A 14,293-nucleotide genomic window follows, 5' to 3' on the forward strand; every position below is an offset into this window, starting at 1 on the left:
ACTAACTGAAATGGAAGATGCCCCGACCATAGTGGTCGGGGCATTTGCTTTCTGCTCTCAGCCTTTTCCATTAGGCAAGTTCGAGTGTTGGGGGAATAGCACAGATAACCGAGTAAGAACCCTCCTGTCAGGGGCCAAGTAACCTCTTCCTGACTCATTCGAATAGCGGATGTTGGTGGATTGGCAGAGGTAGTACTAAGCTCGGCAGCACGTCTGCGTTCACGAAGGCCTTCCCAGGGGTTGATGAACGGTGCTGAGAGAAGTGGCGCTGTTCTTAACGCGGCAGACAATCGCCATAGGGCGAGGCAGCGTCTGTATAGTTAAGAGGAGGCCGTAGAACCTTCCTAGCCGCCCACAGGAGGCCACAGGAACGTGCTGTGAGGGTGATGGGTAGTCCGGGGCCACACCCGTCGTCGTTCTGCCGGAATTGCCGCTCAATGAGGTTTATTCGGGATTGAGTGATTCGGGGAGCAGCCGCTGTGTCCGATGCGTTCTGGGCCGACAGTCTTTGAAGGCGAGAAGTGGAGGGAGGCCTAGTTCAGTTTTTCGCGGTCGTCATAAACTTCCGTTCGGCAGTCTCTGGCACGGAAGACGATGACCTCAAAGTCCTTGTCGTGGAGTTTCCCAAGATTATTAGCATGTGCCACAACATCACGTCCGCGAGCTGTTACACGTTGAAAGGTGCCATTAGTCAGGCACGTATTGAAGAATACTTGTTCGGCTGGTGTTGCTTCTCGTGGCGGAGCGAGTCGTGAATCGTAATCAAGCTGGTCGAGGAGCGCTTCAGAATATTCAGCCTGGCTTACTTCATTCGCGGTGACACCGGTGATGAAGAAAAGCTGGACACCGGTGATACCAATAAGAAGAGCCGCGGCGATCGAATAGATGCCGCGACTCTTGTGAATCCGTGATTTCACGCCCCTCGTTTCACTCAGCTGTCGTGACCGTCTGGTCGACCGGCCTGGCGATCGCGATAGTTCTTCTGATCGTATTCTCCCCGACCAGTTTCACCAGTCGTCTCTTCCCTTTGATCAGTGTACGGTACCTGATCGTACTCACCGCCGTGTCCTACTTCAGGTTCGTGGGTGGGACGGGGTTCAAAATCTGGGTCGTCAGCATGAGGGGAGAGGGGATTGAAAGGAGCGTTGTCGTGCACCTTTCCGTTCTCATCATTCTTTTCGGACATCGGGTCCTCCTTCGTTGTGCTGTAGCTAACATGATACACACATGCAACGCCAATGTGTCCCGCAAAAACATGATCAATATACGTAGTTTCTTGGGCTGGCAGTGGAGGTTCTCGACACCTTGGGGTGGAGTGCGCGATTTTTGTGAGCAGGAGGATCTAACACCACTTCCGTAGGTGCTTACTGTTGAAAGTTTTCAGTTTCGCGCTGTGTTTAATGCATTAGCATCGGGCGGAGGCAGTGCGAAGAGAGCACTGTGGGCGGTAGCAAAAATACCACCGCCCACAGGTCGTTTCTCTTACGAGTCAGGTTTAGAGGGTGCCTACCTGCTGGCCACAGGAGGTGGCAATGTCGGAAAGCTCGCTCACCGAGTTGGAGTCGTAGACGTCCACACCGTTCGAAATGGATTCGATAACTTCAGGCGTGAGGCGCTGAAGAGACTCGTCGGTCACGCAGCTGAGGTAGTCGTCCCATTGCTCGGCCGTGATGCCCTGTGCAATTGCCTGCTCCTCGGTAAGGCCGCTGGCAGCAAGAATTTCTTCCATGCCCGCACGGAACGCGGCCGGATCAGCATTGGGATCGCCGTACTGCTCGTCGCCATCGGTCGTTTCCTCGCCTCCATCAGCGGTGGTCTCGTCACCGAAGGGATCTTCGCTCTCATCAGTCGTGAAGGTGTCGTCACCATCGGTTTCGGTGTCGGACGTTTCTTCGGTGCCAATGGTCTCTTCGGTTGTGCGATCGTCATCGGACTTCTCGTCATCGCCGTTGAAGAAAAGGAAGTACGCACCGGCACCGAGTGCAAGGAGCACGACAACGACAATGGCGATGATCATGCCGGTCTTGCTACCGCCACCCTGGGGAGGCTGACCGTAGCCACCGCCCTGAGGGGGCTGGCCGTAGGGCGGCTGGCCGCCGTGTCCCTGGCCACCGTACTGGCCCTGGTTTGGGTCACCGTAAGGAGCGTCCTGCTGGTATCCCGGGGTCTGACCCGAAGGAGCCGACGGAGGCTGCTGTCCCCAGTTACCCTGGCCCTGAGGGCCGTAATTCTGATTATTCCCAGTTGTCATTTCGATCTACCTTTACTCGATTCAGTCCGTGAGTAGGGCCGATTCGTGATGTGTGAAAAAGTACGTTCGCGTTACAACCTAACACCCAGAAGAACTGTGAGTACAGCTCGATCACGGGGTGAATTCCCCAGTTCAACATCTTGGTTTGTTCCGTAGATAAAGACGTATTTTTCGTTACTTGTTCTTGGCGCAAATGAGGCAGGAACGGGCAAGGGCTGAAGCACCTTGACGTTGATTAGGATGCAGTTCAAGGGTGAGCGCGGATAGGAACAGAATGCTGGGAACCAGGTATCTGCGTCTGCAAGCAGCTGGCTCCCGTGAGTTCCAAATTTTGTTAAGGAACTTCCGGGAGCCGGTTGGAGATGAAGGACTGACTATGTGCAGGGAGGATTATTCGAACATCAGCTGCGCCATGCAGGTGTTGCTGGCCTGCCCAAGGATCGAGGCATCTGCGCTACCGGTTTCGGCGTCAGGATCGCCTGCAGCGATGAGCCTGAGGGTTTCATCAGAGACGTCATCATAGACATCGTCAACAACGCAGTCGTAGAATCCGTCCAGGCTGATACCTTGGGTTTCAAACATTTCGGGGGACTGTCCCTGGCTTTCCATTTGCCCGATGACGACTTCTTCGATCCCTGCACGCACGTCTGCACGGCTCGGCTTGCCATCTCCAACACCGTCGCTTGTTAACCAGAATGCGAGGCCGGCAATGAGGGCAAGGATGACGATGCCTAGACCAATGAAGAGAGGAGCTTTCGACTTCTGAGGGGGCATCGGGTACGGCTGGTGACCGTCGGGCGAGTAGTAGGCACCCTGGTCGCTACCAGGTGCTTGTGCGGAATACTGGGGAACTGGTTGGTATGGCTGATTGCCCGGGGCGGGCTGATAGTGCTGTCCTCCAGGCGCGCCGGGTTGCTGCCAATTCTGATTACCGTTCGTCATGATCATGGTCCCTTCCATGTGCTGTCCGGACCGCCATGCTGGCCGGATGTTTACGTCCTCAACCTAACTTTGTTACCTACGAGTGAGAAGTTAACAGCGGGGTGAAGGGTCCCCGTACCCAACGTATTGCTCGGTCCGCATAACACTGCCCCTTAACCGAGAAGGCAAGGGGCAGGGTTATGGGAAGACCGCAATAGTTTTGGCGTTATTCGACGTGTTCTTCGAGACAGCGGGTGAAGACGGTGGTCATTTCGCCCTGCTCGGACGGTGTCATGTCGAAGTCTTGCTCTTCAATCTTTTCGATCAACGAATCAGGGTACGACTCGCGTCCCTCCTCGACCACGCAGTTGAACCAAGCCTCATATTGTTCCTCTGTCATCACACCGGCATCCCGTGCCAAGATCGCGGTTAGATCGCTCTCTTCGAACATCACTTCCATGCCTTCCCGGTACTTGTCTTCACCCGTGAAGACAAAGAAGAGGATGACACTGACAACGATGACGATGGCGAGAAAGGATCCAAGGATCACCCATAGTTTGGTGTTCTTCTTCGGCGGAGCATCGTAGCCAGCCGGGTTGTATTGGTAGGGGCCAGGGCCTGAATAGTAGCCCTGGGGAGGATTCTGGATGGGCTGGTGATCCATCTGTGCGGGATTCTGACCGTACTGTCCAGACTGCTGGTGTTGACCCGGTTGCAACTGGGCACCCGTGTTGGCACTGGATGCCGAAGCAAATCCCTGGGTTTGCTGCTGGTATGAAGGTGCCCCAGGACCCATGACAGGCGACTGATTCATCTGTGGCCCATACCCGACACCCATGGGAGGTGCACTCTGAGCATGAGGGAATCCACCTGCCGGGCCCGATGGTGCTGATGGTGCAGGACCCGACGGCGCGGAAGGAACGGGACCCGATGGCGCTGGCCTGTTCAAATCAATGGGACCGGAGGGTGCGGAGGGAGCGGAAGGATAGCTCTCCGCCCAGGAAGCTTGCTGTCCGTGAGAACCCGGGGCATGCCCAGGGAACTGGTGGCCTGGATGAGTGTTGGACCCAGGTTGTTGCTGATATCTGGAATGAGGCTGATTCCAAGGTCGATCCTGACCTGGATAGGCCTGATTGCTCGGTCCGCCCTCGGGACCACAAAACTGGTGCCCGTCGGGATCCGCCAGCCCCTGGTTGTACATGGGCGGATGACCATGCTGGGGTTGCTGGGGGCCTGTGGGGCTATATCCGTGGTTTGGGGGAGTGGAAGGCTGCAACATGATTCCAGGAGCTGCAGGAGGCACCTGACCAGACTGTGATCCTTGAGCACTCTGTCCCGGTTGATTGTTCCACCGAGGAGCGGGTGGCTGCTGCTGGGGAGGCTGAGCACTCCACGGGTCTGGTGCCGCATTGCCGGGGCTCTCGGGCGCAGAGGGTGCCGTAAACGGGGCAGGTTCGGATGGGGGGAGGGCGTTGTAGGCCCGCTCCTCGCCTGGCTCGGGCGGGGTCTGCCCGGTCATGAGTTGTTCCTCGGTGGGTGGGCGGCTAGTGGTACGAGTGTAACGACCGCGGATTGCATCGGGACTGAATCCGGGCAAAAGAATGTGCGGGCGGCAAGCTCAATGCTTCCCACCCGCACAACCATGGTGTCGTTACTTAACGATGACGGTCTTCTTGGCGTCCTCGAGACGTGCAGCGACGTCTTCCCAGTCGACGAGGTTCCAGAAGGCCTTGACGTAGTCGGCCTTGACGTTCAAGTAGTCAAGGTAGAAGGCGTGCTCCCACATGTCCAGCATGAGGACCGGGAGGGTACCCGCGGGAACGTTGTTGGCCTGGTCGTACATCTGGAACGTCGTGAGACGACCAGCGACCGTGTCGTATGCCAGAACGGACCAGCCGGAGCCCTGGATGCCGGTTGCTACTGCGGTGAACTGCTTGACGAAACCGTCGAAGGAGCCGAATGCGTCCTTGATTGCTTCGAGGAGCTCACCCTCGGGCTCGCCACCACCGTTGGGGGAGAGGTTCTTCCAGAAGATCGAGTGGTTGATGTGTCCACCAAGGTTGAAGGTCAGGTCCCGCTGGTACTGGTTGAGTGCACTGAAGTCACCAGATTCTTGTGCGGCCGCGATCTTCTCAAGAGCTGCGTTAGCTCCGGTCACATACGCGTTATGGTGCTTGCTGTGGTGCAGCTCCATGATTTTGCCGGAGATGTGGGGCTCCAGTGCCGCGTAGTCGTAGGGAAGCTCGGGCAGTGTGTACTTTGCCATGATGATAATTCCTCCGTAATGCCCGGTGATGTCCCGGGACTCTTGTCCTACCAGTCTCGCTGAAGAGCGGGTCTGCCGCTAGCAAACCCGCTCTTGGCGAAATCAGGATTCGATTGTGTTGGTGGTTGGCTTCTCGAGCTGTGCAATCGATGTTGACTGCGAGGTGTGGTCAAGCTGGTGGTGCGAAGCCTGAGCCGCCGCGAGCTCGCTGCGAGTCACGGGCTCCACGCGATCCTCGAAGAAGAAGCGGGACACCGCGGAACGGCGCTTGAGCTTCTTGTGTTCGGGGCGCGGGTGACCATCGGCATCGTTTGCGGAACCGATCTCGAGCGGGCGGTGCAGGTCGTGCTGGACGAGAGTCCAGAGCTCGTAGTCGTCGAGGGGACGGTGCACCGAGTGGAATGCTCCGTCAGCGGTCTGGACGACACGACCGGTTGCTCGCCCGTGCATCGCCAGTTCACGGTCACGACGCTGGAGCGAGAGGCAGATGCGCTTGACGATCCAGAACGTGATGAACGGGGCGATAAGGAACAGGATGCGCAGGAACCAGGTGATTCCGTTGAGGGACATCTCGAAATGGGTGGCAAGAATGTCGTTCGATCCTGCGAGAACGAGGATGAAGAATTCGACGATGATGATCGAGCCGATTGCGGTGCGGACGGGAACGTTGCGGGGGCGGTCCAGGATATGGTGCTCGCGCTTGTCTCCGGTTACCCAGGCTTCCAGGAACGGGTAGATCGCCAGGACGGTGAACAGGATTCCGGGGATGACGACACCGGGGATCAGGATGTTCATGGAGAACGTGAATCCGAGCCACTCGAACTCCCAACCCGGCATGAGGCGCAGCGCCCCTTCCAGGAACAGCATGTACCAGTCAGGCTGAGCACCCGCGGAAACGGGGGAGGGATCGTACCCGCCGTAGCTCCACACATTGTTGATTGATAGCGTTGCGCCCAGGAGCGCAATGAAACCGAACACGATGAAGAAGAACCCGCCGGCCTTCGCGGCATAGACCGGGAAGACGGGGAAGCCCACGACGTTGTCTTCCTTGTGTCCCGGACCGGGATACTGGGTGTGCTTGTGCACGACAACCATGAGCAGGTGTAGCCCAACGAGAGCGAGGATCAGACCCGGCACCACAAGAATGTGGAGCGTGAAGAGCCTCGGAATGATGTCCATGCCGGGGAATTCGCCGCCAAAGAGCGCGAAGGACACCCACGTACCCAGGATCGGGATGGCTTTCGCGACACCGTCGGCGATACGCAGGCCGTTACCGGACAGCACGTCATCGGGGAGCGAGTAGCCGGTGAAACCGGCAAGCAGGCCGAGAATGAGGAGGGTGAAACCGACGAGCCAGTTGAGCTCGCGAGGCTTGCGGAATGCGCCGGTGAAGAACACGCGGAACATGTGCGCAACGATCGACGCCATGAACAGCAGCGCAGCCCAGTGGTGCATCTGCCTCATGAGCAGGCCACCCTTGACCTCGAACGAGATCTTCAGCGTGGACGCGTATGCCTCCGACATGTGGTTGCCCTGCTCGGTGACGGGAAGAGCATCCAGCGGATACGTGGTTGAACCCATGGAGGGTACAAAGAACATGGCAAGGAAGATGCCGGTGATGATGAGGGTGATGAACGAGTAGAGCGCGATCTCACCGAGGAGGAATGACCAGTGGTCGGGGAACAGCTTCCGCGCAAATCCCTTGATGACACCGGACAGTCCCGTGCGCTCATCAACATAGTTGAAGGCGCCGCCCTGCTGCTTGGGCTTTTGTGAATACTTTGGGGTGGTCACTTCTTACGCTCCCAGTAGCTCGGTCCAACAGGCTCAGGGAAGTCGCCTTCCGCAATGAGGTAGCCCTCTTCGTCCACGGTGATCGGCAGCTGGGGAAGCGGGCGCTTCGCCGGGCCGAACACAACCTTTGCGCCATCGGCCACGTCAAACGTTGACTGGTGGCAGGGGCACAGCAGGTGGTGGGTTTGTTGCTCGTACAGAGCAACCGGGCAACCCACGTGGGTACAGATCTTCGAGAAAGCAACGATGCCGTCGAGGGACTTCTCCGGCTGCTTGAGGTCCTTCTCGTCGAGACGGATGAGCAGAACAACGGCCTTCGCCTTTTCGTCCGCGTAGCCCTCTTCGTGGCTCAGATCGTTAAGGCCTTCGGGGATCACGTGGAAGACCGAACCGATGGTGACGTCTTCCTTCTTAATCGGACGAGACGCATCGTGCGGTCCGTCGGTCATGAGGCGCGTCCCCTTAGCCCACATCGTGTGCTTGAGCTTGCCGATGTTCCAGCCGTCTTCCTCACCCAGGTTTGCGACCAGGGGAACGATGAAGGGGAGGGGAACGAGAGCGAGTGCACCACCGAGTGCTGCGGTGATGAAGGGGCGGCGGGCAACACCGGATTCGGCAACACCCTGGCGCATGATCTCGATCGCCTCAGACTGAGCCTCAGCGGAGGTTCGGGAGGTGTGACGCTCCTCGACCTTCGGGCTGTCGTCCATGAGCGCACGAGCCCAGTAGATCGCGGCGATACCGATACCACCGAAACCGATGGCAAGTCCGAGACCGAGAACGAGGTTGCCGACACGAATGTTGGCGAGCGTCGTGTAATCGGGCAGAACGAAGTACAGGACAACGGCTGCGATTGAGGCGAGCGCGGATAGGGAGAAGATGCCGGTGACGATTGCCGAGTCGAGCTTCTTCAGGCTCGGCTTCGACTCATTCTTGCGCGGCTTGTGCGGGGGGAGGCCCGGGTTCTCGAACCGTTCTTCCGGTTCGTTACTCAGCGTCGACCCGTGCTGAATGTCGTTACTCAAGACTTCTTCGCTCCAATCCATACGGCGATCAGGCAGAGGCCGCCGAGACCGATAATCCAGACCCACATACCTTCAACGACCGGGCCGACCGAGCCCAGGTTGTTACCACCGACAGAGTCTGCTTCCTGCTGGTGGGTGATGTAGGCAATAATGTCCTGCTTCCCCTCGGGGGTGATGTTGGCGTCGTTGAAGACCGGCATGGACTGCGGTCCCGTCACCATCGCTTCGTAAATCTCCGTGGGAGTGGAGTCCATGAGCGAGGGAGCAACCTTACCTTCGGACAGTGCGCCGCCTGCGCCAACAGCGTTGTGGCACATCGAGCAGTTGGTCCGGAACAGCTCCATACCCGAAGCCGGGTCACCACCGGCCGGGTCAACCATGTCCTCGGAAGGAATGGAGGGACCGGGGCCCAGGGTCGCAACGTAGGCAGCGACGTCGTAAATCTGTTCCTCGGAGAACTGGGCGGGCTTCACCTCAGCCTGGGGAGAGTTGTTGGCCATCGGCATGCGTCCAGTGATCATCTGGAAGTGGACGGAAGCCGCACCGACACCCGTGAGCGAGGGTGCAATATCGGTGCCCGCGCCATCGGGACCGTGGCAGGAGGCGCAGTTCGCCTCGAAAATGGCTTCGCCTTCTTGGACGTTGGCTTCGGAAGAGCCCTGGGTCGCGGTTGCGCTGTCAGGGCCAACAAGTGAGTAGATTCCGGCCGTAAAGAACAGGGCAAGCATCAGGAGAATGACGGGTGCGTAACGGCTTCTCCTGGACAGGGCAGTGATCTTCACGATGATGGCCTCGCTTCTGCAAAGTAGTTGGTAAGTCGGTTAAAAGTCATCATCACTTGAGCACGTAAATGATGAAGAAGAGAGCAATCCAGATGACGTCAACGAAGTGCCAGTAGTAGGACGTCACGACAGCGGTCGATGCCTCGCGGTGGCTGAACTTCTTTGTGATCTGGGTCCTGCCAATGATGAGCAGGAAGGCCACCAGGCCGCCCACGACGTGGATCGCGTGGAAGCCCGTCGTGATGTAGAAGGCCGATCCGTAGCTGCTGGACGAGACCGTGACACCGTGGCTGACCAGCTCCGAGTATTCGAAGATCTGGAGGCTGACGAAGATCGCGCCCATGATGAAGCTGAGCATGTACCACTCGGTCATGCCCCACTTCCTCACCTGGAAGATCGAACCCTCGCGGCGGGCAATCAGCTTCTCAGCCTTCCACACGCCAAACTGGCACGTGACCGAGGAGAGCATGAGGATCGTCGTGTTGATGGCCGCGAAGGGCACGTTCAGGACCTCAGCAGCCTCGCTCCACGCGGCGCTACCGGCAACGGAGCGATGCGTGAAGTACATGGCGAAGAGGCCAGCGAAGAACATGACCTCACTGGAAAGCCAGACGATGATACCCACCGACAGGACATTGGGACGCGTAACGTGTGGCGCACGATTGGCAGCCGAAGATGCTGTACTCACAGTGGACATTATGTCTTAAAATTCCCTGAACTTGTGCATTTCCTGGGATGAAAGTCCTATATTTGGGCGAAATGTCCCAATAGTGGCATAGATATCAGCGACTTTTGAACGATTGTGTCGCTACTTGAGGCCTATGCCATAGTCGGCACGTCTTTCCGGCGAGTTGCACAACATCATTCTGACGTAACGGGACAGTGGACGAATGACACACGTTCCCTGTTGACGGGATAGGATAACCCTCGTATCTACACAGTTCCGGATGGAGGACAGAATGTCGGATCTCGTACGATCCCAGGATGCGGCAGTAGCCGGCTCACAGGCGAGCGCCAAGATCATGATTTACAGCGATGATCGAGCAACCCGCGACGAGGTGCGGACCACTGTTGGACGCCGCCCCGGGAAGGGTGCGCCGACGATCGAATGGTACGAGGCAGCGACGGAGTTCGGCGTCACCGACCTGATCGAACAGGAAACCTTTGACCTTCTCATCATGGACGGTGAAGCCTCCAAGGTTGGCGGCATGGGACTGGCCAAGCAGCTCAAGGACGAAGTTGCCAACTGCCCGCCCGTTCTTCTTCTTATTGCCCGCCCTCAAGACGAATGGCTCGGTCGCTGGTCTCTCGCTGAGGAGATGGCCTCGTTTCCGATCAACCCCCGCGACATTCAGCAGAAGGTGACGAAGCTCCTGCTGGAAACCAGCAACCGATGAGCCGGCGGACCTGGTCCGATCTGACAGCTCGCCTGATTCGCCGTGAAGACCTCGACACTGAGGACACGCGGTGGGCGATGGACGAGGTAATGTCCGGGCTCACGTCACCGGTTGTGCTCGCAGGTTTCCTCACCGCGCTCGCCACCAAGGGTGAGACCACGGATGAATTGCGCGGACTGGCGGACGCCATGCTCGAGCACGCAAAATCCATCAATATTGACCGGGATACCCTCGATATTGTCGGGACCGGTGGCGACAGGATGAAGACGATCAACATCTCCACGATGTCGTCCATCGTTATCGCCGCCGCCGGGGTCAAGGTCGTCAAACACGGCAACCGTGCCTCCTCATCAGCGTCCGGCTCCGCCGACTGCCTCGAGGCTCTCGGAGTGGACCTCAACCTGCCCGTCAAGCAAGTGATCTCCAACTTCGAAGAACTCGGAATCACGTTCCTGTTCGCCAACCTCTTCCACCCTTCCATGCGGCACGCAGGTGTGGCACGGAAGGAGCTGGGTGTTGGCACCGCGTTCAACGTGCTCGGCCCACTGACGAACCCGGCTCGCCCACGCGCCGGAGCGATCGGAGTTTCTTCCGCCCACCACGCACCTATCGTGGCCGGGGTACTCGCTGGCCGAGGTACCGATGCGCTTGTCTTCCGCGGCGATAACGGCATGGATGAACTGAATGCTGTGTCGGTCAACCACGTATGGGAAGTGCACGACGGAAAAGTCGAGTACAGCATCGTCGACGCGGTCAAGGATCTGGGACTGAGCCCGGCTACGGTCGAGGACCTGCGCGGCGAAGACGCGGTCTACAACGCCAATGTTGCCCGCAGGATCTTTGCCGGTGAGAAGGGTGCAGGCCGCGAAGCGGTCCTGCTCAACGTTGCCGGTGCACTCGTTGCCTACGGTAGGGCACCCGGAGTGGACCGGAACTCCGGCACTCTCATCGAACGCCTCCGTGCTGGCCTGGACATTGCACGCGACACGATCGACTCGGGCAAGGCCGAAGATCTCCTCAGCAGATGGGTGTCGCTCTCCCAAGCGGAGTAATGAGCGCCGTTATCTGTCAGGGGCACCCACGAACTCAAACAAGTTCGTGGGTGCCCCACCTTCCACCGAGATCCGAGACCTGAGGCCTCTGACTCGAAACTCGAGATTCGAACATTTTCAATTGACACATCGATGTTTCTCTGAACCAACACCGTTGTATGTCCAGTGCTGGAATTCAGACTTTGGGCAATCAGACTCTTGGATAGCTGAACGACGAAGGCGCCCAGGCTGTGCCCGGGACGCCTCACCGCTCGCGAGTGATTAGTCGAGTCCGATGTGGAAGGCAGCTTCCAAGTCGTGCTGAGAGTACGCGCGGAAGGCAATGTAGGTGACGGTGTCGATCACGCCTTCCACCTTGCCCATCTTGTCCGCAATCACGTCTGCGAGCTTGTCGTGGTCGGAGACACGGACGACGGCGATGAGGTCACGGTCGCCGGTGGTGGAGTACACCTCCGAAACGCCCTTGATTTGAGTGATTTCTTCTGCGACCTCGGGGACCCGTGCGCTCTCGGCATCAATGAGAACTATGGCGGTGAGCATGCTGACATCCTTTCGCTACCGGTAATGAGACAAGCTTACGCCCTGGAAGGTGCCCTCTTGTCTCCCGCGAGCTCGACGATCCGGAAGCGATGTGGGGAATTGCGAGAGACAGCGACGGGTTGCTCTGGGCTGTTGAGGAGCCTGGTGCCGGGGGAGAAGATCCACGCGAACAGGAGTTCGGTCTCTTCCACCGGGGCCGCCCCGCACGCGAGCGTGGGTTCCTGGACGGGTGGGGTGGTGGCAGCAAGGGTTTCGGCCATGCCGAGCACCTCGTGGGCTGAGCTGACGGTGGCGGTACCCGCGAGCCTGCCGTAGCGGATCACGACGATCTCCCAACCCTTTTTCCCGGGGCGGGAGGCGCGCAGTTCGGGAACGCTCGTGAGAAGGCGCAGATTTTCTTTGCGTGCGGCAGTCTTGATCAAAGAGGAGAGCCGGTCCCGTTCCTCGGCTGCTCGCTCAAACTCCTCCCGGGAGGACATTTCCCTCATGTTCTCCAAAGCTTTCTCGACGGTTTCGTCGATGAGGCCGGACAGGTTGCTGGCAGTGCGTGGGACGGCCGGTTGGGTGATTCCCGTGAGGCAGGGAGCATCGCACCTGCCCATGTCCGCAAGAGAGCACGCGCGTGCATTCTCCGCCGGTACAAGGGGAAACTTGGTCGTGCACGTTCTGATCCGCGTGGTCTTTTCCAGGAGGTCTTTGACGAGCTTGGCTGAGCGGGCCGAGGTGAAGGGACCAAGGGCGTCTGGGAAGTCAGCTACGGGCACGGAGCGGACGATGGAGAGCCGTGGGTGGGATTCCTTTGTCAGCACGAGCCAGGGCCGCTTCTGCGGTTTCTTGGAGCGCCGATTATAGGGCGGATCGTAGGTCTGAATGTCACGTAACTCGAGCACCTGTGCCTCGAGGGTGGTGGCGGTGGAGGTCGCTTCGACCCGGACCGCGAGATCGACCATTTCCCCCATCCGATTGCGTTTCTCGGCGGCGGTGAAATATTGCCGGACTCGCTTATAAACATTGACCGAGGTGCCCACGTAGAGGACCTGATCACCCGGACCGATGAAACGATAAACCCCGGGCGTGCGAGGGAGGTGATCGGCGAGAGAGGCGCGAACACGACGCTTGTATGGGACGGGGTCGGTCACGGTCTTCAGGTCTTCCAGGTGGCTGACTCCGAGGGGACCGAGCCTGCCGAGGATGAACTGGAGAAGTTCCTCTGTTGCAAGCGCATCATCGAGCGCCCTGTGCGTGGGGGTGACGGCTGTACCGATCACACGCGCGAGTGTGCCCAGCTTGTAGTTGGGGGTTTCGTCTTTTGAAATTGTCCGGCGTGCGAGCTGCACAGTATCGAGCGTCATAACCTTGGGAAACGGTAGGTCAAGAGCCTGGGCAGCGGCTTTCAGATGTCCGACGTCGAAGCGCGCATTGTGCGCGACCAGGACCGTGTCGGGGGAGTCTCCTACGAACTCGAAAAAGGCAGGCAGGACGGTCGCGATTCGCGGCGCATCCATGACCATCGCTGTCGTAATGCCGGTGAGGACGGTGATGGAGGGCGGGATTGGCTGATTGGGATTGACGAGGGTCCCAAAGGTGCCGACGACCTCCCCGCCGATCGACTTCACGGCCCCGATTTCGGTGATCTCTTCCGCCCCCGGTGCTCCGCCAGTCGTCTCAAGATCGACAACGACGAAGGTGACGGAACGCAGGTCCGTGCCCAAATCCGAGAAGGCGAGCTGGACATCGATACCTTCGGGTGCTCGTCGAGCATCCTCAAGAACGAGCCGGCCAGCCACTAGATCCTCATTCCGTCGTCATCTTCCTTCCCCGTCGCATAGGACACCACCCATGCGACAGCCGCGCCTACGGTCGCGATAACAACCACGATAAAGAGAGTGGGGGACAAAGATATGAAAGAAATTTCGGACAGGACAATGAGGACCAGCCCGATCCCTGCGATCGCGAGGAGGGCGCGTTCCAGGGTGGAGCGGGGTGTTCCTTCCATGGCGCGATAGGTGGCGTCCAACACCTCATCGGCCGCTTCTGGGCGTTCATCATCCACATCCGGCTGCACCCAGTCGCGGGGCCGCTCGGGACGAATCGGCGCTGGAGCAGGGGAAATGGGCCAATCTGAGCCGTCGAAAGCATCCTCGAGCTCCGCAGCGTACCGCTCCCAGTCGGTACCCTCTGTGTCGTCATCTTTGTTCCGTGGACTCATGCTTTAAATGGTAGGCCAGATAGAATGAATAACGTATTGCTCCAAAAGGAAGGTTA

The 14,293-nt window shown here is 58.7% G+C and carries 15 protein-coding genes; 2 read left to right on the plus strand and 13 right to left on the minus strand.

From position 1 onward, the window contains the following. Positions 1 to 533: 533 nt before the first annotated feature. The 10 genes from BN1241_RS10390 to ctaE all read right to left on the minus strand — a co-directional run bounded on the left by BN1241_RS10390 (position 534) and on the right by ctaE (position 9,727). On the minus strand, positions 534 to 917 hold the full coding sequence (locus tag BN1241_RS10390; RefSeq protein ID WP_054953507.1) for a hypothetical protein: 384 nt from the start codon (positions 915 to 917) through the stop codon (positions 534 to 536). Between the two features lie 14 nt (positions 918 to 931). After that, positions 932 to 1,186, minus strand: coding sequence for a hypothetical protein (locus BN1241_RS10395; RefSeq protein ID WP_054953508.1), 255 nt, complete (start codon positions 1,184 to 1,186; stop codon positions 932 to 934). Between the two features lie 309 nt (positions 1,187 to 1,495). Continuing rightward, the gene (locus tag BN1241_RS10400; protein ID WP_054953509.1) at positions 1,496 to 2,251 is read right to left on the minus strand and encodes a hypothetical protein; all 756 of its coding nucleotides are present in this window, start codon (positions 2,249 to 2,251) and stop codon (positions 1,496 to 1,498) included. A 390-nt stretch (positions 2,252 to 2,641) separates the two neighbouring features. Continuing rightward, a complete protein-coding gene (locus tag BN1241_RS10405; RefSeq protein WP_147599408.1) occupies positions 2,642 to 3,193 on the minus strand; it encodes a hypothetical protein in 552 nt (183 codons plus the stop codon). A gap of 205 nt (positions 3,194 to 3,398) precedes the next feature. Beyond that, complete coding sequence (locus tag BN1241_RS10410; RefSeq protein WP_147599410.1) at positions 3,399 to 3,986, minus strand: hypothetical protein; 588 nt, start codon at positions 3,984 to 3,986, stop codon at positions 3,399 to 3,401. An 837-nt stretch (positions 3,987 to 4,823) separates the two neighbouring features. Then, positions 4,824 to 5,438 (minus strand): superoxide dismutase, encoded by a 615-nt coding sequence (locus BN1241_RS10420; RefSeq protein ID WP_054953513.1) that lies wholly within the window; start codon positions 5,436 to 5,438, stop codon positions 4,824 to 4,826. A gap of 102 nt (positions 5,439 to 5,540) precedes the next feature. Further along, a complete protein-coding gene (gene qcrB / locus BN1241_RS10425) occupies positions 5,541 to 7,232 on the minus strand; it encodes a cytochrome bc1 complex cytochrome b subunit (RefSeq protein ID WP_054953514.1) in 1,692 nt (563 codons plus the stop codon). Continuing rightward, on the minus strand, positions 7,229 to 8,257 hold the full coding sequence (gene qcrA, locus BN1241_RS10430) for a cytochrome bc1 complex Rieske iron-sulfur subunit (protein WP_222704445.1): 1,029 nt from the start codon (positions 8,255 to 8,257) through the stop codon (positions 7,229 to 7,231). Before qcrA ends, qcrB begins: the two co-directional genes overlap by 4 nt. Beyond that, positions 8,254 to 9,039 (minus strand): cytochrome bc1 complex diheme cytochrome c subunit, encoded by a 786-nt coding sequence (qcrC, locus tag BN1241_RS10435; RefSeq protein ID WP_054953516.1) that lies wholly within the window; start codon positions 9,037 to 9,039, stop codon positions 8,254 to 8,256. Before qcrC ends, qcrA begins: the two co-directional genes overlap by 4 nt. A gap of 52 nt (positions 9,040 to 9,091) precedes the next feature. After that, entirely contained in the window at positions 9,092 to 9,727 is a 636-nt protein-coding gene (gene ctaE, locus BN1241_RS10440; RefSeq protein ID WP_230198308.1) for an aa3-type cytochrome oxidase subunit III, read from the minus strand. Positions 9,728 to 9,998: 271 nt separating this feature from the next. On the opposite strand from ctaE, the gene BN1241_RS10445 reads away from it, so the two are divergent. After that, positions 9,999 to 10,436, plus strand: a complete 438-nt coding sequence (locus BN1241_RS10445; RefSeq protein ID WP_054953518.1) for a response regulator transcription factor — start codon at positions 9,999 to 10,001, stop codon at positions 10,434 to 10,436. Beyond that, positions 10,433 to 11,488, plus strand: a complete 1,056-nt coding sequence (gene trpD / locus BN1241_RS10450; RefSeq protein WP_054953519.1) for an anthranilate phosphoribosyltransferase — start codon at positions 10,433 to 10,435, stop codon at positions 11,486 to 11,488. Before BN1241_RS10445 ends, trpD begins: the two co-directional genes overlap by 4 nt. Positions 11,489 to 11,749: 261 nt before the next feature. Here the strand turns inward: trpD and BN1241_RS10455 are convergent, their stop codons facing one another. From BN1241_RS10455 to BN1241_RS10465, 3 genes are read right to left on the minus strand one after another with little or no spacing between them, the layout of a single operon-like run. Further along, positions 11,750 to 12,028, minus strand: a complete 279-nt coding sequence (locus BN1241_RS10455) for an Lrp/AsnC family transcriptional regulator (protein WP_054953520.1) — start codon at positions 12,026 to 12,028, stop codon at positions 11,750 to 11,752. Between the two features lie 35 nt (positions 12,029 to 12,063). Continuing rightward, positions 12,064 to 13,815 (minus strand): DEDD exonuclease domain-containing protein, encoded by a 1,752-nt coding sequence (locus BN1241_RS10460; RefSeq protein ID WP_054953521.1) that lies wholly within the window; start codon positions 13,813 to 13,815, stop codon positions 12,064 to 12,066. Beyond that, positions 13,815 to 14,237, minus strand: a complete 423-nt coding sequence (locus tag BN1241_RS10465) for a hypothetical protein (RefSeq protein WP_054953522.1) — start codon at positions 14,235 to 14,237, stop codon at positions 13,815 to 13,817. Before BN1241_RS10465 ends, BN1241_RS10460 begins: the two co-directional genes overlap by 1 nt. Between the last annotated feature and the right edge of the window lie 56 nt (positions 14,238 to 14,293).

The organism is Flaviflexus massiliensis (assembly GCF_001375495.1).
Classification (GTDB): Bacteria; Actinomycetota; Actinomycetes; order Actinomycetales; family Actinomycetaceae; genus Flaviflexus; species Flaviflexus massiliensis.